Below are 26,587 nucleotides of genomic sequence, written 5' to 3'. Positions count from 1 at the left end.
AATAGCAAGAGTGAACCACCTGATCCCTTCCCGAACTCAGAAGTGAAACCTCTTAGCGCTGATGGTAGTGTGGGGTTACCCATGTGAGAGTAAGTCATCGCCAGCTCATTAATTCAAAATCCCCCGATCTTAAATAGCAGGGGGATTTTTTTATGCAGAAAATTTATGTGCTTAAGAAAGTGGAATTTATCGAGGGTTCTTCTCTCCGTTTAAATAAGCTTTTAATCGGTTGAAATTGAAGCCTCCCATTTAACCGGAACCGGCGTATACTCATAACATAATTGGAGTGTATATGTCAGATTCCCAAAGCCAGACTCAGCAAATTGAGCACGATTCTCCTCAGTTTAAGGCCATTCTTCTCTCTTTGTTTTTGGCCGGTTTTGCCTCCTTTTCTGCCTTGTACTGTGTTCAACCGATGATGCCGATTCTGGCCCAGTTCTTTCAGGTCAGTCCGACCCAAAGTAGTTTTCCCTTATCTTTTTCGACCTTTGCTTTGGCCGCCGCTCTATTATTTACCGGCCTGATTTCAGATCGGGTCGGGCGTAAACTGATTATGGTCGTGGCATTGTTTTCTGCAGCCTTGCTGTTAATTGCCAGTGCCTTATTGCCACAGTGGTCATTTTTTCTCAGCACCCGTGTCCTGATTGGCATGGCGGTGAGCGGTGTTGCCGCGGTGGCAATGACCTATATTGGCGAAGAAATTGCGGCCAAAGATGTGGGCTTTGCCATGGGCTTATATATTTCCGGCACCGCAATTGGTGGCATGAGTGGCCGTTTAATTGCCGGAGTCCTGGTGGATTTTATTTCCTGGCAATATGCAACTTTAATCATTGGTGTGATTAACCTGGCGATTGCGATTCTGTTTTACTGGCTGTTGCCCAATTCCCGGAATTTCCAGTCCTATCCAATTCAATTGTCGCGTTTTAAACAGGCCTTTGCCAAAAATCTGGCCGATCCAAAATTAAGAATTCTGTTTCTTCAGGGCTTTATTCTAATGGGATGCTTTGTCTCGGTATTTAACTACATGAGCTATCATCTGCTGGATGCGCCTTTTGCTTTGCCACAAACCTGGATCGGGCTGATTTCTGTGGCCTATCTGGCTGGAATTTACAGTTCACCACGGGCAGCACAGTGGGGACAAAAGTTTGGCCGGGAAAAAGTGTTACCGTTGATGCTGCTGGTGATGTGGGCCAGTCTGGCGCTAATGTTACTGAATCAGCTGGCGGTCGTGTTAGTCGGGCTGCTGATTTTTACCTTTGCTTTTTTTGCAGCACATTCTCTTTGTAGCAGTTGGGTGACGGTGCAATCATTACAGTATCGGGCGGTAGGTTCATCCTTATATCTGTTTTGCTATTACTTGGGCTCGAGCGTGCTTGGTAGTGGTAGCGGTCTGATCTGGGAGCGCTGGGACTGGCCTGGTTTATTGATCTTTATCGCAAGTCTGCTGTTGTTGGGCCTGATCCTGACCCTATATCTGAAAAAATTAAGCAGCACTGCACCCACGGCACAGATTAAAAATTAAAAACTTGATTTTGTATAAATTATAATCAAGCAAGCCACTTGGAATTCATGCTAAAATACTCGGCTTTCATCTTTCGATCTTTTCTGATCTTCCATCTGCCAGCCGAGAATTGCTAGCCATGTCTACTGCTTATACCGCTCAAACCGCGCCGAAAGCGTTGTTTGATTACGACAAATATTGGGCGTCATGTTTTGAACCCGCGCCATTTTTGCCGATGTCACGCGAGGAAATGGACCAACTCGGCTGGGATAGCTGTGACTTTATTCTGGTCTGCGGCGATGCCTATATTGATCATCCATCTTTTGTATCCGGTATTATTGGCCGTGTGCTGGAAGCGCAAGGTTTCCGGGTCGGAATTATCGCGCAGCCTGACTGGACCAATGTCGAGGCCTTTCGTGCCTTAGGTAAACCGAATATTGCCTGGGGCGTCACCGCCGGCAATATGGACTCGATGATCAACCGTTATACCGCGGACCGCAAAATCCGCTCGGATGATGCCTATTCACCAGACAATGTCCCGAACAAACGTCCAGACCGTGCTGCAACCGTGTATTGTCAGCGCTGTCGTGAAGCCTTCCCGGATGTGCCGGTGTTGCTTGGCGGGATCGAAGGTTCACTGCGTCGTATTGCGCATTATGATTACTGGTCAGATAAAGTCCGTCGTTCAATTCTGATGGATTCAAAAGCCGATTTATTGATGTACGGTAATGGCGAGCGTTCCATTATTGAAGTGATGCACCGTCTGGCCAAAGGCGAAAAAATTACCGATATCACCGATGTGCGCGGTACTGCCTTTATCATCAATAAACATAACCGTGCGGCCAAAGCCAAGTTTGTCGAAATCGCCTCCAATGATGTCGATACCATTGGCCGTGTCGATCCGATCATCAACCCCTATGTGATGACCGAAGATATTGATGGCTGTGAAGTTGAAAAAGAAAAGGGTAACAGCTTAAGCCAGTACCAGAATTTCCAAAAAGAAATGGTGGCCAATCCGATTGTCCGTGAAGGCGACAACCTGGATGCCGATACGCAGATTGTTCAGCTGCAACCGGCCTCAAAAGCCATTAAGCATAAACTGCCACCACGTGAACTGGCGGTTATTCGTTTGCCATCTTTTGAAGACGTGGCTAATGATCCGGTGCTATATGCACATGCCAACCGTATTCTGCATTTGGAAACTAACCCGGGCAACGCACGTGCTTTGGTGCAAAAACACGGCGAGCGTGATGTCTGGATTAATCCACCACCAATTCCATTGACCACTGAAGAAATGGATTATGTGTTTGACCTGCCATATGCACGTCTGCCACATCCAGCTTATGGCGATGCACGTTTCCCGGCGTTCGACATGATCAAGTTCTCGGTGAACATCATGCGTGGCTGTTTTGGGGGCTGTACGTTCTGTTCGATTACCGAACACGAAGGCCGTATCATCCAGAACCGTTCGGAAGAGTCGATTCTACGTGAAGTGGAAAAAATCCGTGATACCGCACCGGGCTTTACCGGGATTATCTCGGACTTAGGTGGTCCAACCGCTAACATGTACCGCTTGCACTGTAAAGATCCGGAAATTGAAAAGAACTGCCGTAAGCCGTCCTGTGTATTCCCAGGCGTGTGTCAGAACCTGCATACCGATCATGCACCACTGACCCAGCTATACCGTAAAGCACGTGCGATTAAAGGCATTAAAAAGATTTTGATTGGTTCCGGTCTGCGTTATGACCTGGCGGTACTGAATCCGGAATATGTGCGTGAACTGGTGACCCACCACGTTGGGGGTTATCTGAAGATTGCACCAGAACATACCGAAAAAGGTCCGTTATCGAAGATGATGAAACCGGGTATTGGTACCTATGACCGCTTCAAGCAAATGTTTGACCGTTTCAGTAAGGAAGCCGGCAAGGAACAGTATCTGATTCCGTATTTCATCGCGGCGCATCCGGGCACCACCGACTACGACATGATGAACCTGGCGATCTGGCTGAAAAAGAATGGTTTCCGTGCCGATCAGGTACAGACCTTCTATCCATCGCCAATGGCCACCGCCACCACCATGTATTACACCGGTAAAAACCCGCTGGCCAAAGTGGCGCGTTATACCGAAGATGTCGATATTGTGAAAGGAGAGAAACGTCGTCGTCTGCACAAAGCCTTCTTGCGTTACCATGATCCAAACAACTGGCCATTGTTACGTGAGGCTTTAAAAGAGATGGGCCGTGCCGATTTGATTGGCAATTCCAAGCAGCATCTGATTCCAACCTATCAGCCGCAAGGTATGGAAGGGCAGTACCAGTCAGCGCGTAAGAAAAACTCGACCCAGGCCGGAGATTCACAGAAACGTACCGGTCAGCCTGGCAACCGTGGCCAAGGGCAAAATCAGGGTCAGTCGAATCGTCCGAAAAAAGGCCAGATGTTGACCCAGCATACCGGTTTGCCTCCACGTGAAACCGGCGAAAAACGTCCATTTGGCGGTGCAAAGGCCAAAGGTAAGTCTAAGCCAAAATCTCGTGCTTAAATCAGGAAAGGACGCCAAGTGCGTCCTTTTTCTGGTTCACATTTTGTCGGATTTGTCAGACAATCGGTTTGAAAAGAATTGTGAAGCTCATAAAAGTTGGTATACATTAGCTTGAGGAAAAACAAGGAGATGGTTTTTCCTGGAAACTTGCTCTGCAACAGACTGTCAGTGTTTATGCATCTTTCGTCAGCATTGGTTTAAGTTTCTTAAATTTAACCTATTTATAATAAGCAAAACGTTATACTTGTATTTGAAAAATAATCGGTGAGATACCGAATAAATTATAAGAATAGAGTATTAAAGGATTAACCTCATGACTGTTTATATTATTCTCGCAAGTCTTATTCTGGCAGGGTTGCTGATCATGGCAGCCAGGCATGCCATTCAGGCCAAACGCCAGACCGACAGTACCCTGAAACGCCGCGCTATTTTCAGTTTGAATGAGCAGCTGACCTATACTCGGCTGAAAGAAATTTTACCGACCCATACCGTGCTGACCCATGTGTCTTTTGATGCGCTACTGACCACCAAACTGCCGCGTACCCGCAATAAATACCGCAATATGGTGGCGGACTTTGTGGTGCTGGATGATGCTTATCAGGTACTGGCCGTGATTACCCTGGATGATACCCTGACCTTAAAACGTCAGCATATTCAGTATCAGAATGAATTGCTGCGGATGGCCGGTTATACCGTAATCAGCTTTGATCAGGTGCCGGAATATCAGCAGTTGCGTGAAGAATTTGGGTTACTGGAAGGCGCTGAAAATCTGGAGGCGCTTGATCTGCCAAAAAAGAAATTGGCGTTCTATCCGGCCTCAGCGCGCAGAATGGGCGCGTTGGGTTGAAAAAAAGCATCTAAACAGATGCTTTTTATCTCAAATTTTTATGGTTTAACCGCGACCACAGCCATTTCAACCAGGACTTCGGGCTGATACAGCTTGGCTTCCACACAGGTGCGGGGCAGCGCTTCAATATCGGCGACCCAGGCATCCCAGATTTCATTCATGGCTGCATAGTCTTGCTCGATATCTTTTAAGAAAATCATGACTGACATGATATGACTTTTATCGGTGCCGGCTTCAGCCAGTAAACGGTCAATTATCTCAAGGGTCTGGCGGGTCTGACCGCGAATATCCAGGCTGGTGTCTTCTGCCAGCTGGCCGGCCAAATGCACCAGATGGCCTGAAATGGCAATTTCTGAATAGCGCTGTGCGACATGTAAACGTTGTACGGTCATAACAAAATCCTGTAGATGGGCAAGCAGCACCTCGGCTGCTCTGGCAATGTGACTATATTGCCATGAAGCGCCAGTACAGAACACCAGCGCTGCCGGAGTTGGTACAGAAATCCATCAATCTTGTGGCGATTTTGATTTGAAAAATGGGAATTTTAGGACGCAAAAAGCCGGTGATCTGAAGGGAATAGATCGGGATAATGCGATAGAAAATCAGATAAAAAGAAGCAGGTTACAGCAAGGCGGGAGACGATACAGCCATCCATGGGAACGTCAGAGTTGTCCTGTAATATTCGGATAGATCATCACGCCAATCACAGGACAGCATGCTGAAAGTAAAGGTGATTTTCAGCATCTCAGCACATACATGGATAAATGTATTGCGCAGATAGATTACTCTAATTTTGCCCATTGTGAAGCGCATTTTGTATCATTTTTATTCTTTTGATCAATTCCTGCACAATTTTAAGCCTAAAGTAGGCTGAGCTGTGGCTGCTGGGCTGGTGAGGACAGTTGATAAACTCCCACGCCAATTAACCGGAACTTTTCTTGGGGCGAAATATGCATTTCCTCAATTAATAGCTGTAACGCCTGTGCCAGCTGCTGCGGATGAGTAAAAATATGCTGAAAGCTTTTGCTGTGCTGTAACACCTGAAAGTTTTTCAGTTTCAGTTTGACTGACACGCCGCGGGCACAGAGCTGCTTTTTTTCCAGACTGGCCCAGACCTGTTGCAGCAGCTGTGGCCAGTAGGGCGTGCATTGGCTGAGGACATAATCATCATCAAAGGTGATTTCTTTGGAAATCTGCTGGCGTTTGCGTTCGGCCTGAACGGGGCGCTCATCAATGCCTTGCGCATATAAAAACAGGCGTTTGCCATATTTACCAAAACGTTGAATCAGCAGGCCTTCTTCGACCTGTTGCAGATCGCCCAAGGTTTCCAGACCCAAGGCCTTCAGCTTTTCCTGCATGACCTTGCCCACGCCCGGAATTTTCTTTAAGGGTAAATCCTGAATAAAGGTCTGCACCTGCGAAGGCTTGATCACGCAGAGGCCATTTGGTTTATGCCAGTCCGAGGCAATTTTGGCCAGGAATTTATTGGGTGCCACACCGGCAGATGCAGTCAGGCCGGTGGTCTGAAAAATATCTTCGCGGATGCGCATCGCCACTTCCGTGGCACTGGGGAGCTGCGGCAGGTTTTCGGTAACATCCAGATAGGCTTCATCGAGCGACAGCGGTTCAATGATTGCAGTATATTTTTGAAAAATTTGATGGATTTGTGCCGACACTTCCCGGTACTTCTGGAAATTCGGTTCCAGTACAATCACCTGCGGGCACAGTTTCCGGCCCTGACTCATTGACATGGCCGAGCGCAGCCCAAACACCCGCGCCGGGTAGGACGCGGCCACAATCACTGCACGCGGATGATGTGATGCCACCACCACCGGCAGATGTTGTAACTCTGGACGCTCTTTTAGCTCGACCGAGGCATAGAACGCATCCATATCAATATGAATGATTTTTCTCATGGCACCATCTTAACGCGCGACATCCGTGGCTGTCATTAGCGGATAAGCATACGGTTGATCGAGCAGCAGCACTTGGGTCTGTTGTTGTGCTGCGGCCTTGATCACGGTATTCAGACTCTTCGGGGTATTATCGGCCAGATGTGGTAAAAACTGTAGCGGCTGTTCTGGCGGCTGGAAAAAATCATCCCAATGGATGGGAATCAGCACCTTGGGTTTTAGGTGCTGCAAGGTTTCTGCCAGATACTGCTGCTGATACTGTTCCGGTTGCCTGGACAGCTGGGCAATGCCCAGAAACAGATGATCGACCTGTAGCTGTTTGAGCTGTTCGGGAATAAAACCGGTGCTGGCCTTGACCAGACTTTTATGACCTTCATATTCAATCAGATAGTCAAAGCTATGGCCTTCTTTAAACTCCGAAAACCGTGCCGGCAGGCTCAGTGGCTGCTGGATTTCCTCACCTAGATCATTATTCACTGCAGTTGGCGGAGTATGCTGGGACGGGAAAGCGGTGACAGTAAAGTTGCCAATCTGCATCGGTTGTAAAGGTACCAGCTGCTGTAACTGGCTTTCGGGCAAGTGAGCACCACGGGCAATATTCAGCGTGCTTCGGGAACCAATAATTTTAGCCTGCGGCAGCAATTGGCCAAGTAGAGGGATATCCAGCGCATGGTCATAATGCGAGTGTGTCACCAGAATGGCTTGCGTTCGTTGCAATTGATGGAGCTCAATCGCATGTTCAATTACGATTGGCTGGCTGTTAATTTGACCAAACATCAGCTGACTCAGACTCGGCCGGCTAAAGAAGCCATCAATCAACAGCTGTTGCTGGCCATCATCAAACAGTAAGGTCGATACACCAAAGAATTTGACCGTGTAGCCCGCTGGTGCGGTTGCTGCCGGCTGATACAGCCATGGCTGGAAATCCTGCACTTTGCCGGAGGGCTGCAGTATATAGATGATGAGTGCAATCAGCAGTAACATCAGGCCAAGCAGACCTGACAAAATTTTGTATTTCAGTGTCATTCGCACAATATCCCTGTCAGCTTTTATTTTTATCTTGTTGGTATGAGTATTAAGGGATTGTATCCATGCTATTTTTAGATGGTTCCACAATTTGGTTGGCCTTCAGAAACTGTTGCCAGTCCTGTTCATCGCCATAAAAGGCATTCAGATCGACCGGGGTGGCAATGCCGGTAATCTGGCCGCGATTGCTATATTGCCAGAACAGCCAGTCCGGGTTGCCGCTTAAGTCCGGTTTGCCCTGATATTCGCGTACCCACAGTGGCACCTGCGGGAACTGATTGACCAGTACAATATTATAAAAATTCCTGGAAATGTAAAAAATCGGCTGTTTGCCATAGTGCTGTTGCAGCGCGTCATGCATCAACCCAATTTCATGCAGTAACTGTTCCTGGGTATAGGTGTTGATACAGTTGCTGTCGTATTCCAGATCAATCACCGGCGGCAAGCTGTTGGCCTGTTTCGGGACACTGTCAATAAAATTCTGCGCCTGCACCTGACCATTACGACACAGCCGATAAAAATGATAGGCGCCGACCAGAAAGCCCTGTTCATGCGCGGCCAGCCAGTTGTCCTGAAATTTACGGTCTTTAAAATCGCCGCCTTCGGTGGCTTTTAAATAGACGAAACGGTATTTTTCCGGTGAAATCCTGTGCCAGTCAATCTGCTGCTGATGATGCGAAACATCAAAGCCCTGAATCGGATAGTCCTGTGCGGTGACCGGCCGGGTATGCAGCACGCCCCAATACAGCAAGGCTGCCATTAGCACCATGCCGCAGATGGCAACCGCAGCATAGGTCAGGGGCTGGACAGAACGGCGGGCAGGGCGTGCAGACATAGGCAAGGCAGATCTTCAGGATTCAATTTTGATCATAACGCGAAGGCTGCACGGCGGCTAGCATTCCACGCGGCTTTAGACCGGGGTGTTTTTCGGAATTTTCCAGAAAATCATTGCAGCCAGCAGGTTGATACTGCCCAGACAGATCAGGCTGGCATGGAAGGCTGCGACCACCTGTTCCGGTCCCCAATAGGCACTAAACAGGTTGACCAGCGTTCCGGCCAAGGCCACGCCAATACTCATGGACAGCATCATGATCATCGACAGGAAACTGTTGCCGCTGCTGGCATCTTGCTGCGGCAAATCTTTTAGGGTCAGGGTGTTCATGGACACAAACTGCAGTGAATTAAGCAGACCAAAAATAAAGAAATGCAGCGCACGTAGCCAGATGGGGGTGTCGGCCGTGGTCAGGGCAAAACTGGCGATACAGGCCCCGACCAGCAAGGTATTGGTGATGAGCACCTGACGATAACCAAAGCGCTGAATCAGTTGGCGGATAATCGGTTTTGAGGCCAGCGAACCGAGTACGGTCGGAATCATCATCAGGCCGGTCACAAAGGGCTCAAAGCCAAAGGCCAGTTGCAGCATCAGCGGCAGTAAAAAGGGAATTGAATTGCCGGCCAGCCGGGCAATCGAGTTCCCAAGAATCCCGATTGCATAAATCCGGTGCCGGAACAGCTTGCTGCGAAACAGGGCATTCTGATGGGTATGCGCATGATAGGCATACAGGCCGGCACTCAGCAGACCCAGCAGGACCAGCGCAATGCTCCACCACAGCGAGTACAGCGGACTAGCCACGTTTTCAATGCCCAGTGACAGCCCGACCATGGCAATCAATAACAGGATAAATCCCCAGAAATCAAATTGCGGCACGCTCGGCTCGGTGATGTTTGGCATGGCTTTAAAGGTAATCAAGACCCCTAAAATGCCAATCGGCAGATTGATTAGAAAAATCCAGTGCCATGAGGCCACTTCGACCAGCCAGCCGCCCAAAGTAGGTCCAATTAAGGGGCCGATTAGACCGGCCAGACTCATCAGGCTCATGGCCGATAAAAACTGGGTGCGGGGAATGATTTTTAGCATCGCCAGACGACCAACTGGCAATAAGAACGCACCGCCAATGCCTTGCAGTACCCGGTAAAACAGCAGTTCATTCAGGCTGCTGGCATAGGCACAGCCAATGGAGGCCAGGGTGAAAATCACAATGGCGGAAAAATAGGTGTTGCGCACGCCAAAACGGTCGGCCAGCCAGCCACTCAAGGGAATACAGGCCGCCACTGACAATACATAGGCCACCACCACGCTGTGCATTCGCAGCGGATCTTCCTGCAAATTCTTGGCAATGGCCGGCAACGCGGTGTTGATGATGGTGGTATCCAGGCCCTGCATAAAAAAGCCAATCGACACCAAGAGCACTAACAATCTGAATTCGGGTTGCAGGGCTTGATGGGTTGGCGTGGCAGTCATAATTAGCGGGCATGGTGGAATTTTGCCTAGTGTAAAACAATCTGGCGCGGATGTCGTATCTAAAGCGTTGCCGCGTGACGGCCTGACCCTGTCAGAAAACTGCAATCAAAACGTCATGGCACTGCAACCGGATGTTTATAAATTGTTCATATTCTAAACACTATCAAATTAAACCTATGAAATTAAAATTGAAATCACTTTGGGTGGCCATGTTGGCCGTGGGGATGGCAGCGTGTAACAGTGATGATGATCAGGTCAGTCCTGCACCGGTCGATCCAACCCCCAATACCATTGAACTGAGCAAAATTGGGGCCTATCAGTCGGGCATTTTTGCAGAAAGTGCCGCAGAAATTCCGGCCTATGATGCCGCCAGCAAACGCCTGTTTGTGGTCAATGCGCAGGCCGGGGTGCTGGATGTACTCGATTTAAGCCAGCCAAATCAGCCGGTTAAAATTGCCGAGATTCAGGTCCATGATATTGCTGAAGGCGCGGAAGTAAACAGTGTCGCGGTGCATAACGGTATTGTGGCAATTGCGATTCAGGCTGCCGTCAAAACCGATCCGGGTTATGTGGCGCTGTATCAGGCCAAAGATCTGAGCAAACTGGCGCATGTGCAGGTCGGTGCCTTACCGGATATGCTGACTTTTAGCCCGGATGGTCAAACCCTGCTGGTGGCCAATGAAGGTGAGCCATCTGATGATTATCAGGTTGATCCGGAAGGTTCAATTTCCGTGATTCAGCTGAGTAATTTAACAGCGCCTGTGGTCCGCACTGCAGACTTTAAAGCCTTTAATGGACAGGAAGCGGCGCTGCGTGCCCAGGGCGTGCGTATTTTCGGGCCAAATGCGACCGCGGCGCAGGATTTTGAACCGGAATATATTACGGTATCGCAAGATGGCAAAACGGCTTGGGCTGCATTGCAGGAAAACAATGCGCTGGCCAAAATTGATGTGGTCAATGCCAAAGTACTGGCGGTGTATCCATTGGGCTTTAAAGACCATGGTCTGGACGGCAATGGCATGGATGTCAGCGATGCCGATGGTGTTGATGGAACGGGCAGTATTAAGATCCAGACCTGGGCCAATGTGCGCGGTCTGTATATGCCAGATGCAATTGCCAGCTTTGATGTGGCCGGCAAAACCTATATCGTGACCGCCAATGAAGGCGATGCGCGCGCCTGGGGCGAAGACACACCAGAATATTTTAATAACGACACCAGCAAAGGTTTTGTTGAAGAATGGCGAGTGAAACATCTGGTACATGCCGATGGCTTTTCCCGCCGTTTAGGCGATGATTTACCGGCGCACTTAAGCCAGCTGGCCAAAGGTGCCGAGCTGAATCCGGATAATTTTGGTTACTGCGGTGCCACGGCAGGCAATGCCGGTGACTGCCGTAAAGATCATCTGCTGGGTCGTCTGAATATTACCTGGACTGAAGGCTACCAGAAAAATGCCGATGGTACGCCAAAGCTGAATGAACGCGGCAATCTGGTATATGACCATCTTTATAGTTTTGGTGCACGCTCGGTCAGTATCTGGACAGAAAATAGCGCGCAAAACGGTCTGGAACGGGTCTGGGATTCAGGGGATGATTTTGAGCAGTACATTGCCGAGCATCATCCGGAAATTTTCAATGCCAACCATGAAGAAGCAGGCATGGATAACCGCAGTGACAACAAAGGCCCTGAACCTGAAGGCGTGACGCTGGGCCAGATTGGCAGCAAAACCTTTGCCTTTATTGGTCTGGAACGTGCTGGCGGGGTGATGGTCTATGATGTATCGACTCCATCTGCACCAAGTTTTGTGCAGTATCTGAATAGCCGTGAGATGAACGCGAGCACTGAACAAATTGAGCTGGGTCAGGCTGGCGATTTAGGCCCGGAAGGTCTGGTCTTTATTGCGGCAAAGGACTCACCAAATGGCCAGCCATTACTGGTGGTGGGTAATGAAGTCAGCGGCAGCACCGCGGTATATCAGCTGAATCTGAAATAAGTGAGCCAAAAAGAGAAAGGGCACTACGGTGCTCTTTTTTTATTTTAAATTTTCATTGTCACTAAAATGTCATAGAACTGAAATAGTATTGTCATCATTTTAAGCTAATGCCAGCCCAATTGGGGGTGGTGTTCCCTTTTTGAACATAGGCTTTGTTCTTATGACAATTGAACTTTTAATGGTAATCGGCTTCTGTTTGGCGGCCTATTCTATTGTCGGAAATGATGTACCTCAAACCTTAGGGACTTTTATTTCTTCTAACTCCCATCGTCCTTGGTGGGTACTGTGGGTGTATATCAGCAGTATCCTGGTTGTGGTCTTGGTCTATGGCTGGTATGCATCGGGCGTCGGTGATGCCTCTTATGGGCGACTGGAAACCATTCCGTTCCCTGAAGGCGGAATTACCTGGCTGTATATTGTGCCGCCGGTTTTACTGTTGCTACTGACCAAATATGGTATTCCGGTCAGTACCACCTTCCTGGTGTTGACCATCTTCTCTCCTGCGAGCTTGGGCTCGATGATGGTCAAATCCATGATGGGCTATGCCGTGGCCTTCCTGGCGGCGCTGATCATCTATCGTTTTGTGGCCAACAAAATGACGGTGTACTTTAACCAGACCAAAGATCAGGAACATTCGACCAAATGGGTGATTCTACAATGGTTATCTACCGGTTTCCTGTGGAGCCAGTGGCTGATTCAGGATCTGGCCAACATCTTCGTGTATGTGCCGCGTCAGGTACCGTTTGAATTCCTGATGTTTGCCATTACGGTCTTTGTGATCTTGCTGGGGGTTATTCTGTACCAGCGTGGTGGTGCCATCCAGAAGATTGTCGATACCAAAACCGATGTTACCGATGTACGTGCTGCGACCATCGTGGACTTTATCTATGCAATGATCCTGCTGATTTTCAAAGAGTGGAGCAATATCCCGATGAGTACCACCTGGGTATTCCTGGGTCTGTTGGCCGGTCGTGAATTTGCCATCTCAATGATTGTGAACGGGGTCAGCAAATACCGTACCTCACGCAATGTCAGCAAAGATGCGATGAAACTGATGTTTGGTCTGGCCATGTCGGTATTCCTGGCGACCACTTTGCCATGGTTCTATAACCTGATTTCAGGCTAAGCATGGACTGAACATCAAGTACAAAAAAAGCGAGCTTCGGCTCGCTTTTTTCTTTCTGGACTTTTGGGTTCAAGCGCTTTAAATGGCAACGTGCTGTGGGGCATCCAGATTATGCAAGGCAGTCAGGATTTCATCGGCATGATTGCAGACAATCAGCTTGGCGCGGTGCTGCGGCGGCAGGAAGCCTTCGGCTACGGCATGGTCAAGCTGGGCAATCAGCGCATCATAGAAGCCATTGACGTTATACAGCATCATCGGTTTTTGATGCTGGTTCAATTGGCCCCAGGTGGCAATTTCCAGAATTTCTTCAAAGGTACCCAGTCCGCCCGGCAAGGCCACAAAGGCGCTGGCACGTTCGGCCATGAGGGCTTTACGCTCATGCATGCTGTGTACAATATGCAACTCGGTCAGACGATGATGGGCAATTTCATAATCCAGCATAAATTCCGGAATCACGCCTACAGTTTCACCACCGTGATCAACCACGGCATCGGCGACCTGGCCCATTAAACCGATACTGGCGCCGCCATAGACCAGACCAAAGCCATTTTCCGCCAGACGGCGTGCCAGTGCCACGGCCTTTTCCTGATAGACCGGTTTATTTCCAGAACGTGAGCCGCAATATAAAGCAATTAAAGGTTGTGTTGTTTTAGGAGAAGGATGTTTTAAATTATCAGTCATTTTTACTACGCTATTCATGATTCTTGTTTCACCTTAACATGTTCTTTTTGTCTGCTCTAGCTTATGCAAAAAATATGACAAACAATGCCAGCGCCGTGCAGTGTGATTGCAAAGAATTGTTAAAGCATGCAGCACAACCGTGACCAGGCCAAAAAAAGAGTGATTCTGGCGCCAATCTTTTCTATACTGAAATCGTGTTTGACAACAATAGAACCGTCATGGGTAGTGGACACTATTGCACCATACAACAACAGCCGCTTTTAATCTCTTTTCTTTTCCCTTTCATTCCCCAGGTTTTGAAACAGCCGGCCTTGGCTGTCGCACAGCCAAAACGATACTCGTGGAGCATCGCCCATGATTTTTGAATGGATGTCTGATCCAGCCGCATGGGTGGGTTTGCTGACCCTGATTATTCTGGAAATTGTGCTGGGTATTGATAACCTGGTGTTTATTGCCATTCTGGCTGAAAAATTGCCGCCAGAACAGCGTAATGCCGCGCGGGTGGTCGGGCTGATTCTGGCTTTAGGCATGCGCCTGATTCTGCTGGCTTCAATTGCTTGGGTGGTCACCCTGACCAATCCGCTGTTCCATATTTTTGATCATCCGTTTTCGGGTCGTGATCTGATCTTGCTGTTTGGTGGGGTGTTCCTGCTGTTTAAAGGCACCATGGAGCTGCGTGAACGTATTGAAGGCAAGCCGCAGCTGAAAGAAGAAAATCCGGTACACGCCACTTTCTGGATGGTGATTGTGCAGATTGTGGTGCTGGATGCGGTGTTCTCGCTCGACAGTGTGATTACCGCGGTCGGCATGGTCAAAGAGCTGTCGGTGATGATGATCGCGGTGACCATTGCCATCGGTATTATGCTTTGGGCCTCTAAACCGCTGATGGATTTTGTCAACAAACATCCAACTGTGGTGATTCTGTGCCTGTGCTTCCTGATGATGATCGGTTTCTCGCTGGTGGTGGAAGGTTTTGGTTATCACATTCCAAAAGGCTATTTATATGCCGCGATTGGTTTCTCGGTGATGATCGAGTTCCTGAACCAGGCCATGCGCAAAAATCAGGAAAAAATGGTCACCACCACCGACCTGCGTTATCGTACCGCTTCTGCGGTGATGCGGATGCTCGGCGGCAAACCGAACGGGCCGGAACCGGAGCATCCAAGTCCGGAAGAAGTGCTGGCGACACGTGCTTTTGCCGATGAAGTCTTTGCCGAAGAGAACAGCGTTTACCATACCGTGATGGTGCAGGGCGTACTCAGTCTGGCCGAGCGTCCGGTAAAATCGGTGATGACCCCGCGACCGGAACTGGAATGGCTGGATTTAGATGAAGACCAGGACAGCATTCAGGCCCAGCTGATGAATACCTCGCATTCACGTTTAATTGTGGTGCATGGCGAGCTGGACAATATTGCCGGGGTGGTGCTGACCCATAAGGTTATGAATGAATTTATTGAAACCGGCGTACTGAATTTTGAAAAACATCTGCGCGAACCGGTGATTGTGCATGAAAATGCACAGGTGTTGATGGTGATGGAACAGCTGCGTCAGGCGCCGCTGCAAATGGCAATTGTACTGAATGAATATGGCTCGATTGAAGGTGTGGTCACCCCGATTGATGTACTGGAAGCCATTGCCGGTGAATTCCCGGATGAAGATACCCTCGACGCGGTTGCAGAAACCCTGGAAGATGGCAGCCTGATGCTGGATGGCTCGACTGATATCCGCCATGTCTCGTTATTGCTCGGTCGTGATCTGGTCAATGAGCTGGAAGAATATTCGACCCTGTCGGGTTATATCCTGTTCCATCTCGGCCGTTTGCCGGAAAATGGCCAACGTCTGCTGGCTGATGATCATATTTTTGAAGTGGTCACCATGGACGGGCATAAAATCGAGAAGGTGCATGTGCTGCCACAGCCGCCAGCCGAGTAGCACTCAGAATATTCCTGTTTTCCGATTCAGTTCCGTTAAAATAGCCTGCATTGTCAGGCTATTTTTTTGGAAAAAATTTATGTCAGAACAGCCTTGTCCTTGTGGCGCTGGGTTTTATCACAGTTGTTGCCAGCCTTTGCATTTAGGTCAGCAGCAGGCCCAAACTGCCGCTCAGCTAATGCGTTCACGCTATAGTGCCTTTGCCTTGCAGCAGATTGATTATATTGTCAAAACCACCGCACTTGGTCAGCAGCAGGCTCTGGATGTGGCCGCTATTCGGGACTGGAGCAGCGCCAACCAGTGGTTAAAACTGGAAATCGTAAGTGCTCAGGAAAAGCTGGACAAAAGCCATGCCCAGGTCGAATTCAAGGCCTATTATCATGATGGCAACCAGCCGCAGATACATCATGAAGTATCGCATTTCGTCAAACATCAGGGTGCGTGGTATTTTCTTGATCCGACCACCGATCAGCAGATTACCATGAAACAGCCCTGTATCTGCGGTTCGGGCAAGAAATTTAAGCAATGTTGTGCGCAATTTTTATAACATTTGCCGTATTTTCGCTTATGATAACGCGCATCAATTCCCCTAGTGAAAGAAGGGCAGTTCATGTTGCTGTTGGTCATTTATATTATTGCCATTACTGCAGAAGCAATGACAGGTGCATTGTCGGCAGGACGGCGAAGCATGGACTGGTTCGGGGTGACCCTGATTGCCTGTGTCACCGCACTGGGCGGCGGCTCGGTACGTGATGTATTGCTGGGCCATTATCCTTTAACCTGGGTCAAGCATCCGGAATATCTGGTCCTGACCTGCGCGGCAGCCTTTGTCACCATTTTAATTGCCAAATGGATGCGCCATCTGCGTTCCATCTTCCTGGTGCTGGATGCCTTGGGCCTGATTGGCTTTACCATTATTGGCTGCCAGATTGCGCTGGAAATGGGCCACGGTTTTGTGGTGTCGGCGGTGGCCGGTGTGCTGACCGGCGTCTCGGGCGGGATTCTGCGTGATATTCTGTGTAATGATGTGCCGCTGGTGTTCCGCCGTGAGCTGTATGCCAGTATCTCTTTTGTGTCGGTGATCTGCTATTGGGTCTGTATTGAAATTGGCCTGTCGCTAGAACTAACTGTTATCGCCACGCTGATTTTTGGTTTTACCTTACGTTTAATTGCGATCTATTTTGGTCTGGAAATGCCAAAATTCATTTATAAGGATGATGATGAGCAGTCGGCCTCATCCAAAGATGCCTCCTAGCCACAAATCTCCTATAAATTAAACGGCATGACCGCTATCCAGATAGCGGTCATTGTCTTTAAAATCAAAGCTGATTGCTGTTGTCATAACAATAACCAGGCGCGCCATCCGCGTTTTCCTCTCCACCCTGTCAGAGCGTTTATTATGGATCTAGTTTCTCGTGTACAACGCTTACCGATTGGTAAGTTCCACTATACCTTGCTATGGGTCATCGGACTGGGCTGGATGTTTGATGCCATGGATACCGGTTTAATCTCCTTTATTCTGGCCAAAATGGCGGAAGACTGGCAAATGAGCCCGGCAGAAAAAGGCTGGGTGGTGTCAATTGGTTTTGTTGGCATGGCCATTGGTGCGGTGTTCTCCGGCGGGTTGGCCGACCGGATTGGGCGTAAAACCGTATTTGCCACGACCCTGGTGATTTATAGCCTGGCCACAGCGGCCTGTGCCTTTGCCCCAAATTTAAGCTGGTTACTGTTTTTCCGCTTTATTGTCGGTTTAGGGCTGGGCGGGCAGTTGCCGGTTGCGGTGACTTTGGTCAGTGAATATATTCCGGCGCATGTGCGGGGCCGTTTTATTGTGCTGCTGGAAAGCTTCTGGGGGCTGGGCTGGCTCTGTGCGGCGCTGGTGTCTTATTTTGTGATTCCGACCTTTGACTGGCATATGGCCTTTTTAATTGGTGGTTTGCCGGCGCTCTATGCCTGGGTCATCTGGAAAAAAGTACCGGAATCGGTGCCGTATTTGATTAACCGCGGCCGGGTCGAAGAAGCGCACAAACTAGTACAAAGTCTGGAACGCCGCTGCGGTGTCGAGGTGATTGAACAGCTGGAAGTGAAGCCGGTGGCCGCCAAACAGAATATTTCTTTTGCCCAGCTGTGGTCGGGGCCATTTGCGCGTCGTACCCTCATGCTGTGGCTGATCTGGTTCGGCATTGTCTATTCCTATTATGGCATTTTTACCTGGCTGCCAAGTCTGCTGGTCAAGGAAGGCTATACTATTGTGCAGTCCTTTGAATATGTGCTGATCATGATTCTGGCGCAGTTGCCGGGTTATATTGCGGCGGCCTGGCTGGTAGAAAAACTTGGCCGCAAAGCCACACTGGCCGGCTTTATTGGGCTGTGTGCGGTATCAGCCTACTTCTTTGGACAGGCCAGCAGCGTCGGCATGATCGTGTTCTGGGGTTGCCTGATGTCCTTCTTTAACCTAGGCGCCTGGGGTGTGCTGTATACCTATACGCCGGAACAGTATCCAACCAATATCCGTGCCTTTGGTTCCGGCTGGGCTTCGGCGGTGGGCCGTATGGGCGGTATTGTTGCGCCTTTGGTGGTGACCCAGATGATGGTGATGCACAACGGCTTTAGCTATGTATTTATGATGTTTACCGCGGTGCTGCTGGCCGTGGCACTGGTGATTGTGCTGCTGGGTGAGGAAACCCGCGGCAAGACCCTGGAGTCGATTGGTTTATAAGCAGCCGCTCATACAGACAATGCAAGATGCGCTGGCTATTGTGCCGGCGCATCTTTTTTATTTCTGGAATATGTTTTTCAACGTGCAGTCAGACTTGTGTATTTTTCAGTTGATTGACGCGCCTAAAATGGATATTTTTACGCCATAAGACATAAATTGTCGCAGAGTGTGATCGGCTACCCTTGTGCTGGCCGCGGCTGCGGCATAGCATAAGAACGTCAAAACTATAACGCATTAATTTAGGATTACAGGTTGTTATGACAAGCCTCGCGCATCATGCGACAGAAAACCGTTCCGTAGCAGAATTTACTGAACAAGCATATCTCAGCTATGCCATGTACGTGATTATGGACCGTGCATTGCCTCATATCAGCGATGGCCTGAAACCGGTACAGCGCCGTATCGTCTATGCCATGAGCGAGCTGGGTCTCAAGCCAAGCAGTAAACCAAAGAAATCTGCACGTACGGTCGGTGATGTGCTGGGTAAGTACCATCCGCATGGTGACTCGGCCTGTTATGAAGCGATGGTGTTAATGGCGCAGCCGTTTAGCTATCGTTATCCATTTATTGAAGGGCAGGGCAACTGGGGTTCACCGGATGATCCAAAATCCTTTGCCGCAATGCGTTATACCGAAGCCAAATTATCCGCATATAGTGACCTGTTACTGTCTGAACTCGGTCAGGGCACCTGCGACTGGCAGGACAACTTTGATGGTTCCCTAAAAGAGCCAGTGACCTTGCCGGCACGGGTTCCAAATATCCTGCTCAATGGCACCACCGGCATTGCCGTGGGTATGGCCACCGATATTCCGCCGCACAACTTGCGTGAAATCATTAAAGGCACCATCGCCCTGATCCGTAATCCGAATTTAAGCGATAGCAAGGTTGCAGAATATATTCCTGGCCCGGATTTACCGACCCGGGCTGAAGTAATTACCCCGCCAGATGAACTGTTAAAGATTCAGACCACTGGACGCGGCAGTTATCGCATGCGTGCGGTGTATACCATTGAAAAAAATGAAATTGTTATCAGTGATTTACCGTATCAGGTCTCTGGCTCAAAAGTCATTACCCAGATTGCTGACCAGATGCAGGCCAAAAAGCTACCACTGGTGACCGATGTACGGGATGAGTCGGACCATAAAAATCCGACCCGTCTGGTGATTGTGCTGCGTTCCAACCGGATTGATGCCGATGCAGTGATGAGCCATCTGTTTGCAACCACCGATCTGGAATCGAGCTATCGGGTCAACATGAACATGATTGGTGCCGATGGTCGTCCACAGGTGAAATCGATTCGCCAGATTTTATTGGAATGGATCGAGATTCGTAAACATACCGTCACACGCCGCCTGCAATATCATCTGAACAAGATTGAAAAACGCCTGCATATTCTGGCCGGCTTGCTGATTGCCTATTTAGACATTGATACCGTGATCCGCATTATCCGCGAAGAAGATCATCCCAAAGCAGAGCTGATGGCGCACTTTGGTATTGATGAGATTCAGGCTGAAGCCATTTTGGAACTCAAGTTGCGCCATCTGGCCCGACTGGAAGAAATGGAAATCCGTCGCGAACAGGAAGAACTCGAGGCCAAAGCTGCCACAATTCGTGAACAGTTGGCCAATCCGGAATCATTAAAAAACCTGATTATTACGGAGTTAAAAGACGACGCCAAAAAGTTTGGTGATGACCGCCGTTCACCAATCGTGCAGCGCGCTGAAGCCACTGCCATTAATGAACAGGACATGCTGCCGGCTGATCCGGTAACCGTGGTGCTGTCTGAAGCTGGCTGGATTCGCTGTGCCAAAGGCCATGATGTCGATGCCGAAAACCTGAATTTCCGCGCTGGTGACCAGTATTTAAGTCACGCCCAAGGCAAATCCAACCAGCGTGCCTATGTGCTGGATGACACTGGACGCAGTTATGGTGTGGCCATTAACAGCCTGCCATCGGCGCGTGGTTTGGGTGAACCGCTCAGTTCACGTTTATCACCGGCCAGCGGGGTCGGCTTTAAACAGGTGTTTGTGGCAGAAGATCAGGCTGAAATTCTGGTCATGAGCAGCAAAGGTTATGGCTTTAAAACCCAAGCCAAACAGCTGGATACCAATGCCAAAGCCGGTAAGGCTTTCCTGAGCCTGTCTGAAGGCGCCAGCGTGATGAATCTGCAAACTATTGAGCAGTTCAGTCATGTTGCGCTACTCAGTTCTGCCGGCCGTTTACTGATTGTTGATCTGGCAGAATTACCGGTGCTGAACAAAGGTAAAGGTAATAAATTGATACAACTTGAACCGAAAGATCAGATTGTATCCATGACAATGCTAAATTTAGATGAAATAATTCAAGTGTTTGCAGGACAACAGCAGTTAAAATTAAAAGGTGATGACTTGCAGAAGTATATCGGTAAGAGAGGAACTAAGGGACAGCTTTTACCACGGGGATATCAAAAAGCAAATAAACTGTTGATTCAGAGATAAGACTAGCGTTGTTTACATAAAATACGTTATATATGAATCGAATTCGTGAAAATGGATCCACTGCTGTACATAAACAAGCCAAAAAATGAAGTGCGGCAGTGTATAAAACAGTTGAATACTAAGGATTACTGATTGGAGAGATTGGCATTATGGAAAAAATTTGGTTTGAAGAATACCGAAAGACAGGGATTCCAGAAACTGTAGAGTTGCCACCGGAGAATACGTCACTGGTTGATATCTTTGAACGTAATTTCCAGAAGTTTGGTTCACGTGATGCCTTTATCTTTATGGATAAAGTGCTGACCTTTGCTGAACTGGAAGAAGCAAGCCGTAAATTTGCAAGCTATTTGCAAGGTCTGGGCTTGGCCAAAGGCACACGTGTTGCAGTGATGATGCCAAACGTTCTTCAATATCCAGTGGTGGCATTGGGTGTATTCCGTGCCGGTCTGGTGCTGGTGAATGTAAACCCGCTGTATACCTCACGTGAACTTGAGCATCAGTTAAATGACTCTGGCGCAGAAGTGCTGGTGATTATTGAAAACTTCGCTTCTGTATATCAGGCGATTCTGGGTAAAACCCCAGTCAAGCACGTCGTGGTTGCCTCTGTGGGTGACATGCTAGGCACCTTAAAAGGTACGTTGGTGAACTTTGTCTTACGTTCAGTGCGTAAACAGATTCCGGCGTGGGACCTTCCGGGTCATGTCAAGTTTAATGCGGCCATGTCGAAAGCCAATGTCAGCAACTACAAGCGTCCAAGCCTGACTCTAAGCGATACGGCAGTACTGCAATATACCGGTGGTACGACAGGGGTATCTAAAGGTGCAGAACTGACCCACCGTAACCTAGTGGCAAACATGCTGCAATGCGATGGTATTTTCCAAAGTAAATTTGGTGCGCAAGATGGCGCGCCAGATGACCGTATTTTCTGTGCATTGCCGCTGTATCACATTTTTGCATTTATGGTGTGCGCGCTTTACGGGATGTATAAAGGTCAGGCAAACGTATTGATTCCAAACCCGCGTGACTTACCTGCGGTAATGAAAGAATTACGCAAATATCAACCAACTTTCTTCCCTGCGGTGAACACCTTATTCAATGCACTTGTGAACAATGAAGAGTTTAAACAGCTTGATCACAGCCGATTGAAAATGGCGATGGGCGGCGGTATGGCTGTATTACCATCTACAGCGGAAGCCTGGAAAAAAGTGACTGGCACCAACATCATTGAGGGTTACGGTTTATCTGAAACTTCACCGGTGGCTACCGCGAACCCGCCAGCGTCTGAAGAATTCAGCGGTACGATTGGTATTCCATTGCCATTAACTGAAGTGGCAATTCTGGATGATGCCGGCAATGAAGTAGCATTGGGCGAGCAGGGTGAAATTTCAATCCGTGGTCCACAAGTCATGAAAGGCTATTGGAACCGTCCAGATGAAACCGACAAAGTGATGATTAATGGTTTCTTCCGTACAGGTGACATTGGTGTTATGGATTCACGAGGCTATGTGAAGATTGTTGACCGTAAGAAAGACATGATTTTGGTATCTGGCTTTAACGTTTATCCTTCTGAAATTGAAGAAGTCGTGGCGAAACATCCAAAAGTACTGGAAGTGGCTGCAATTGGTGTACCAGATGAAAAATCAGGTGAAGTGCCAAAACTGTTCGTTGTGAAGAAAGATCCTTCATTGACGACTGAAGAAGTTCTGGCCTTTGCCAAAGAAAACCTGACCGGTTATAAACGCCCACGTTATGTTGAATTTATGGATGAATTACCGAAATCTAACGTAGGTAAAATCCTGCGTAAAGACCTACGTAAGACTGCATAAATTCTGCAATAAAAAAAGCGCCTAAGGGCGCTTTTTTTAATTCTCTTTTTTCATTAGCCAGCGGTCGAAGTAAGGACGTCCAACCCCCATCACCCCGAGGAAAATAAACATCGAGCCAAACTGACGGCTAAAACCGGAGGAATGGAAGCTGCCATAACTTAAAATATTATCAATCAGGCAATACACCAGAATTACGGTCACCCAGTGCCATAAAGGTAGACGTTTAATTCCCACAGCATACAGGGCCACCCACAGCACCACAAAGGTAAACAGGGTCGACCAGATATTCAGGTTGGAACAGATGACCGTTAATAAAAAGGCCACAATGGGAATCACAATTTTTAAGGCCCGATCGACTTGCAGCTGATGCTGGCGCTGTTTTTCAAGTACATCGAACATTTCTTTTTGATCAGGATTGACCATCATGAATCCTACACAATGAATAAAAACACCCTATTTAACAAAATTTATGCTTAAAACACCATGCTATGATAAAGTTTTGAAGAATTCCGACGAGAAAAAATAGATGCAAAGTATTAGTGGAATCGTCTATCTGATTCTAATCGCCTGCCTGTTGCCTTATTTATTTGCAGTAATTGCAAAAATGGCTGGCGGCTTTAAATCTGAAGATAATCAAAATCCACGTTCTTTTTTAGCCAATACTACCGGTCTGGCGGCGCGTGCCAATGCTGCCCAGCAAAACAGCTTTGAAAGTCTGCCGCTGTTTATTGCCGCCATTTTACTGGCCGAATATATGGTGATTCCGCAGTTTATTATTATGACCTTTGGCATTGCCTATCTGGTGTTTCGTCTGCTGTACGGGCTGTGTTATCTGGCCAACTGGGCGACGTTGCGCTCGATTATCTGGTTATTATCGTTACTTTGCCCGATCTGTTTATTGCTGCTGGTGATTAAACTGACCGCGTGATTGCACAGCAAAATATCTATTTTTATGTCATGAATGTATAATCGCGAAGTCATTAATAGCCGAAACCCGTTATAATTGACGCGGTTTAAAAAATTTAATTTGTGAAAGAGTGATGCCATGAGCTACAGCAATATCCCAGCGGGTAAAGATGCGCCAAATGATATCTATGTAATCATTGAAATTCCTGCCAATGCAGCGCCAATCAAATACGAAATTGATAAAGATTCTGATGCGTTATTTGTCGACCGTTTCATGGGTACTGCAATGTTCTACCCAGCAAACTACGGTTATGTGCCAAATACCTTGTCTGAAGATGGTGACCCATTAGACGTATTGGTGGTAACGCCACATCCGGTTGAACCAGGTTCAGTAATTCGTTGCCGCCCGGTCGGTAAATTGAACATGGAAGATGACGGTGGTATTGATGCGAAACTGATCGCGGTACCGCACGACAAATTGACTCCAATTTACAAAGATGTGAAAGAATATACCGATCTTCCACCGTTACTGATTCAACAGGTTGAACACTTCTTTGCCCACTATAAAGATTTAGAGCCAGGCAAATGGGTGAAATTGACCGGTTGGGAAGGCGCAGAGGTTGCCAAAGCTGAAGTATTAAAAGCGATTGAAGCTGCAAAATAATACGGCTTTTCCCCCTCACTGATCTGTCTTGTTTAGTGAGGACGCCATAAAAAAACCTGCACACTGTGCAGGTTTTTTTGATTTAGACCATCGTCAGGAAATTAGAATAATTTCACCGGGATGTCTAGGAATAAACGCCATTCATTGGTGTCACCAATGTATCTGTCTACTTGGTATTCATCGCTTGCACGGTAGTAAGAATGACGTACACGTAAGCTGGCATCTTTAGCAAAGCCAGATTGAACGGTGTATTTCACCTGGTTAAAGAATTCACGTTCTTGTGCATCATCAGTTAATAACATTGAACGGTCGGTAGCTGTTGGTACATCAATATCCCAACCATATACAAAGGCTGATGTCCAAGTTAAACCAGGAACATTCATTGCAGCAAAGTCATAAGTGTATTGGAGTTGTACAGATTTCTCATCGTTACCAACGAAATCAGACAGGTAGGAGTTTGGCATATAAATGGTTTGGCCACCATCTGCAACACCTACACCTAGGTTATAGTCATAACCTGTATTACCTGTATTTTGCTGGTATGCCACCATAATGTTGTGTGGACCAGTATTATAGGTGGTTGAAAGTGCCCAAATACTGTTGCTTAAGTTATTAAAGTCATTTGAAGTATGCGAGTAAGTGCGAGCAGTGCCGTCTGCCTTTGCATCCCAATCAGTATGATAACCGCTAAAGTCAAAGGTCAGGCTGCTTTGGTTTGCCAATGGAAGCTTATAGTTAACATTGGCATAGTGACGCTCTAAACGGTCTTTATTGTCTACACCAAAATACGCTGTATTCAGCTGATCATTCACCTGATAACGTGCACCCCACACAATGGCACGATCTAAATCATTTTGATCGGTGGCAATCTGGTCAGAGAACTGGTTTTTGGTAAATTTACCGGCAGTTAATTCCAGGCCATCAATTTCACGGCTAGTGGCTAAAACACCAGTGAAATATTCTGGAACTAAACGTGCCGTGTTGCTGGCCAATACCGGCAGGTCTAGAACCTGGGTACCATAACGTACTTCAGTATTGGAAATACGTGCTTTGACATTGACACCACCACGAGCCCATTGGTCATATGGTTCGCCATTGTTGTCATGTGGAATCATGTTATTGCCAGCGTTGTTATTGCTGCCCAGTTTAAATGACCAGTCGCCTACGGCACCGACACCCACGCCTACAGTGCCTTGGGTATAACCAGATTCAAGTTGAACAATTGCGGTTTGTGCATAAGAGCTTTGATCTTTTACACCGTTAGTTTTGTCACGGTGAATAAAACCAGTACGGAATAATACCGAACCTTCTGCACCTTCAACAAAACCTTTAGCTTCGCTTTGCTCGCTGGCAACAGCTGTAGAAATTAAAGCAGCTTGTACCAGGACTGCTAATGTTAATTTTTTCGCGTTTAGCATTGGGAGAGAGCCTCATCCAGAATGTTATGTTTCAATTTGTTTAAAAAGAACCCAGAAATCGGAAGAATTTTATAGGGAATTTGTAAAAAAGATACCGTTTTATCCATTTTTCTTTGAGAAAAATGCAAACGCTAGCGTATACAGTTTCAATCCTTGCTCTTGTAAAACACCCTTCCTGGGTCATATTGCAGAAAATTTGCTTCTCAAAACAGGAAGGCAATTTTCGCGCTTTAATGTACTGTGTTTATACTTTTTATTCAAAAAATAATTTGTGATTATGCGGTTTTAGACAGTGTGAAGATGTGGGAAATTTGGCACTTTACAGGGATTAAAACGTACATACAAGATTTATCTCGCTGAATTTTTTATGCATTTCGTTGAAGCTATGATCAGAACATCCTCGTGAATCAGTGCATTCTAGTAGAATACAAGATTGCACTTTTTTTAAGCAGTAAAAAGGCTTTTGCATGATTAAGCGACTCAAAATAGCGCATGATGTAAGCAAATATAAATGATCTGGTTTATCTCCCAACGCAGTGAAATGATCCGCACATCAGTAGGATTGAAAAAGTATTATTCTATTTTTAAATTTTAATCTCATAATTAAATTATAGATAAAACAAATATTTGATATTAATTTAGAGAAAATCAAAATCATTTTTCGTGAGCAAATGCCCGTGTTGGCATGGGGATTGCTATCTCCTGTGTGAGTGAAACAA

At 47.7% G+C, this 26,587-nt stretch carries 21 protein-coding genes and 1 rRNA gene; 14 read left to right on the top strand and 8 right to left on the bottom strand.

Going from position 1 to position 26,587, the window contains the following annotated elements:
- From rrf to FTT89_RS07620, 4 genes are all read left to right on the top strand, one after another.
- Nucleotides 1-106: ribosomal RNA gene (gene rrf, locus FTT89_RS07635) — 5S ribosomal RNA — on the top strand; the annotation flags it as partial.
- A 186-nt stretch (nucleotides 107-292) separates the two neighbouring features.
- Nucleotides 293-1,522, top strand: coding sequence for an MFS transporter (locus tag FTT89_RS07630; RefSeq protein WP_168370302.1), 1,230 nt, complete (start codon nucleotides 293-295; stop codon nucleotides 1,520-1,522).
- 118 nt (nucleotides 1,523-1,640) lie between these two features.
- On the top strand, nucleotides 1,641-4,040 hold the full coding sequence (locus tag FTT89_RS07625) for a YgiQ family radical SAM protein (protein WP_168370303.1): 2,400 nt from the start codon (nucleotides 1,641-1,643) through the stop codon (nucleotides 4,038-4,040).
- A 313-nt stretch (nucleotides 4,041-4,353) separates the two neighbouring features.
- Complete coding sequence (locus FTT89_RS07620) at nucleotides 4,354-4,887, top strand: DUF2726 domain-containing protein (RefSeq protein ID WP_005181471.1); 534 nt, start codon at nucleotides 4,354-4,356, stop codon at nucleotides 4,885-4,887.
- Nucleotides 4,888-4,925: 38 nt separating this feature from the next.
- Here the strand turns inward: FTT89_RS07620 and FTT89_RS07615 are convergent, their stop codons facing one another.
- The 5 genes from FTT89_RS07615 to mdtD all read right to left on the bottom strand — a co-directional run bounded on the left by FTT89_RS07615 (nucleotide 4,926) and on the right by mdtD (nucleotide 10,128).
- Complete coding sequence (locus tag FTT89_RS07615; protein WP_168370304.1) at nucleotides 4,926-5,279, bottom strand: RidA family protein; 354 nt, start codon at nucleotides 5,277-5,279, stop codon at nucleotides 4,926-4,928.
- Between the two features lie 468 nt (nucleotides 5,280-5,747).
- Nucleotides 5,748-6,803 (bottom strand): DNA polymerase IV, encoded by a 1,056-nt coding sequence (gene dinB / locus FTT89_RS07610; protein ID WP_180006913.1) that lies wholly within the window; start codon nucleotides 6,801-6,803, stop codon nucleotides 5,748-5,750.
- 9 nt (nucleotides 6,804-6,812) lie between these two features.
- A complete protein-coding gene (locus tag FTT89_RS07605; RefSeq protein ID WP_168370306.1) occupies nucleotides 6,813-7,826 on the bottom strand; it encodes an MBL fold metallo-hydrolase in 1,014 nt (337 codons plus the stop codon).
- A 49-nt stretch (nucleotides 7,827-7,875) separates the two neighbouring features.
- Nucleotides 7,876-8,661, bottom strand: coding sequence for a GH25 family lysozyme (locus tag FTT89_RS07600; RefSeq protein WP_168370307.1), 786 nt, complete (start codon nucleotides 8,659-8,661; stop codon nucleotides 7,876-7,878).
- A gap of 75 nt (nucleotides 8,662-8,736) precedes the next feature.
- Nucleotides 8,737-10,128: a multidrug transporter subunit MdtD gene (gene mdtD / locus FTT89_RS07595; protein ID WP_168370308.1), complete on the bottom strand. Its 1,392-nt coding sequence runs from the start codon at nucleotides 10,126-10,128 to the stop codon at nucleotides 8,737-8,739.
- 176 nt (nucleotides 10,129-10,304) lie between these two features.
- Here mdtD and FTT89_RS07590 point away from each other — a divergent pair, with 176 nt between their 5' ends.
- Complete coding sequence (locus FTT89_RS07590) at nucleotides 10,305-12,119, top strand: choice-of-anchor I family protein (protein ID WP_168370309.1); 1,815 nt, start codon at nucleotides 10,305-10,307, stop codon at nucleotides 12,117-12,119.
- A gap of 160 nt (nucleotides 12,120-12,279) precedes the next feature.
- The gene (locus FTT89_RS07585; RefSeq protein ID WP_016659723.1) at nucleotides 12,280-13,245 is read left to right on the top strand and encodes a hypothetical protein; all 966 of its coding nucleotides are present in this window, start codon (nucleotides 12,280-12,282) and stop codon (nucleotides 13,243-13,245) included.
- A 78-nt stretch (nucleotides 13,246-13,323) separates the two neighbouring features.
- Here the strand turns inward: FTT89_RS07585 and FTT89_RS07580 are convergent, their stop codons facing one another.
- Entirely contained in the window at nucleotides 13,324-13,944 is a 621-nt protein-coding gene (locus FTT89_RS07580) for a TIGR00730 family Rossman fold protein (protein ID WP_104470536.1), read from the bottom strand.
- A 336-nt stretch (nucleotides 13,945-14,280) separates the two neighbouring features.
- Here FTT89_RS07580 and FTT89_RS07575 point away from each other — a divergent pair, with 336 nt between their 5' ends.
- The 6 genes from FTT89_RS07575 to FTT89_RS07550 all read left to right on the top strand — a co-directional run bounded on the left by FTT89_RS07575 (nucleotide 14,281) and on the right by FTT89_RS07550 (nucleotide 22,880).
- Entirely contained in the window at nucleotides 14,281-15,858 is a 1,578-nt protein-coding gene (locus FTT89_RS07575) for a TerC family protein (protein WP_075167841.1), read from the top strand.
- Nucleotides 15,859-15,937: 79 nt separating this feature from the next.
- Nucleotides 15,938-16,405: a YchJ family protein gene (locus FTT89_RS07570; RefSeq protein ID WP_160241715.1), complete on the top strand. Its 468-nt coding sequence runs from the start codon at nucleotides 15,938-15,940 to the stop codon at nucleotides 16,403-16,405.
- 63 nt (nucleotides 16,406-16,468) lie between these two features.
- The gene (locus FTT89_RS07565; RefSeq protein WP_005181518.1) at nucleotides 16,469-17,113 is read left to right on the top strand and encodes a trimeric intracellular cation channel family protein; all 645 of its coding nucleotides are present in this window, start codon (nucleotides 16,469-16,471) and stop codon (nucleotides 17,111-17,113) included.
- Nucleotides 17,114-17,257: 144 nt separating this feature from the next.
- A complete protein-coding gene (locus FTT89_RS07560; protein ID WP_005181520.1) occupies nucleotides 17,258-18,577 on the top strand; it encodes an MFS transporter in 1,320 nt (439 codons plus the stop codon).
- Nucleotides 18,578-18,834: 257 nt separating this feature from the next.
- Nucleotides 18,835-21,054 (top strand): DNA topoisomerase IV subunit A, encoded by a 2,220-nt coding sequence (gene parC / locus FTT89_RS07555; protein WP_016659721.1) that lies wholly within the window; start codon nucleotides 18,835-18,837, stop codon nucleotides 21,052-21,054.
- Between the two features lie 149 nt (nucleotides 21,055-21,203).
- Nucleotides 21,204-22,880 carry an AMP-binding protein gene (locus FTT89_RS07550; protein ID WP_168370310.1) on the top strand — a complete coding sequence of 559 codons (1,677 nt, stop codon included), beginning with the start codon at nucleotides 21,204-21,206 and terminating at the stop codon, nucleotides 22,878-22,880.
- A gap of 36 nt (nucleotides 22,881-22,916) precedes the next feature.
- On the opposite strand, the gene FTT89_RS07545 is transcribed toward FTT89_RS07550, so the two are convergent.
- Nucleotides 22,917-23,303, bottom strand: coding sequence for a hypothetical protein (locus FTT89_RS07545; protein ID WP_016659719.1), 387 nt, complete (start codon nucleotides 23,301-23,303; stop codon nucleotides 22,917-22,919).
- 103 nt (nucleotides 23,304-23,406) lie between these two features.
- Between FTT89_RS07545 and FTT89_RS07540 the strand changes: the two genes are divergently transcribed.
- Both FTT89_RS07540 and ppa read left to right on the top strand, forming a co-directional pair.
- Nucleotides 23,407-23,808 carry an MAPEG family protein gene (locus FTT89_RS07540; protein ID WP_005181530.1) on the top strand — a complete coding sequence of 134 codons (402 nt, stop codon included), beginning with the start codon at nucleotides 23,407-23,409 and terminating at the stop codon, nucleotides 23,806-23,808.
- A gap of 117 nt (nucleotides 23,809-23,925) precedes the next feature.
- Nucleotides 23,926-24,450: an inorganic diphosphatase gene (gene ppa, locus FTT89_RS07535; RefSeq protein WP_016659718.1), complete on the top strand. Its 525-nt coding sequence runs from the start codon at nucleotides 23,926-23,928 to the stop codon at nucleotides 24,448-24,450.
- Nucleotides 24,451-24,551: 101 nt separating this feature from the next.
- Here the strand turns inward: ppa and FTT89_RS07530 are convergent, their stop codons facing one another.
- Nucleotides 24,552-25,868, bottom strand: coding sequence for an OprD family outer membrane porin (locus tag FTT89_RS07530; protein WP_168398232.1), 1,317 nt, complete (start codon nucleotides 25,866-25,868; stop codon nucleotides 24,552-24,554).
- Between the last annotated feature and the right edge of the window lie 719 nt (nucleotides 25,869-26,587).

The organism is Acinetobacter sp. YH01025 (assembly GCF_013420185.1).
GTDB classification, from domain to species: domain Bacteria; phylum Pseudomonadota; class Gammaproteobacteria; order Pseudomonadales; family Moraxellaceae; genus Acinetobacter; species Acinetobacter indicus.
Note: the sequence above shows the minus strand (reverse complement) of the source record. Positions and strands in the feature narration are given on the sequence as shown.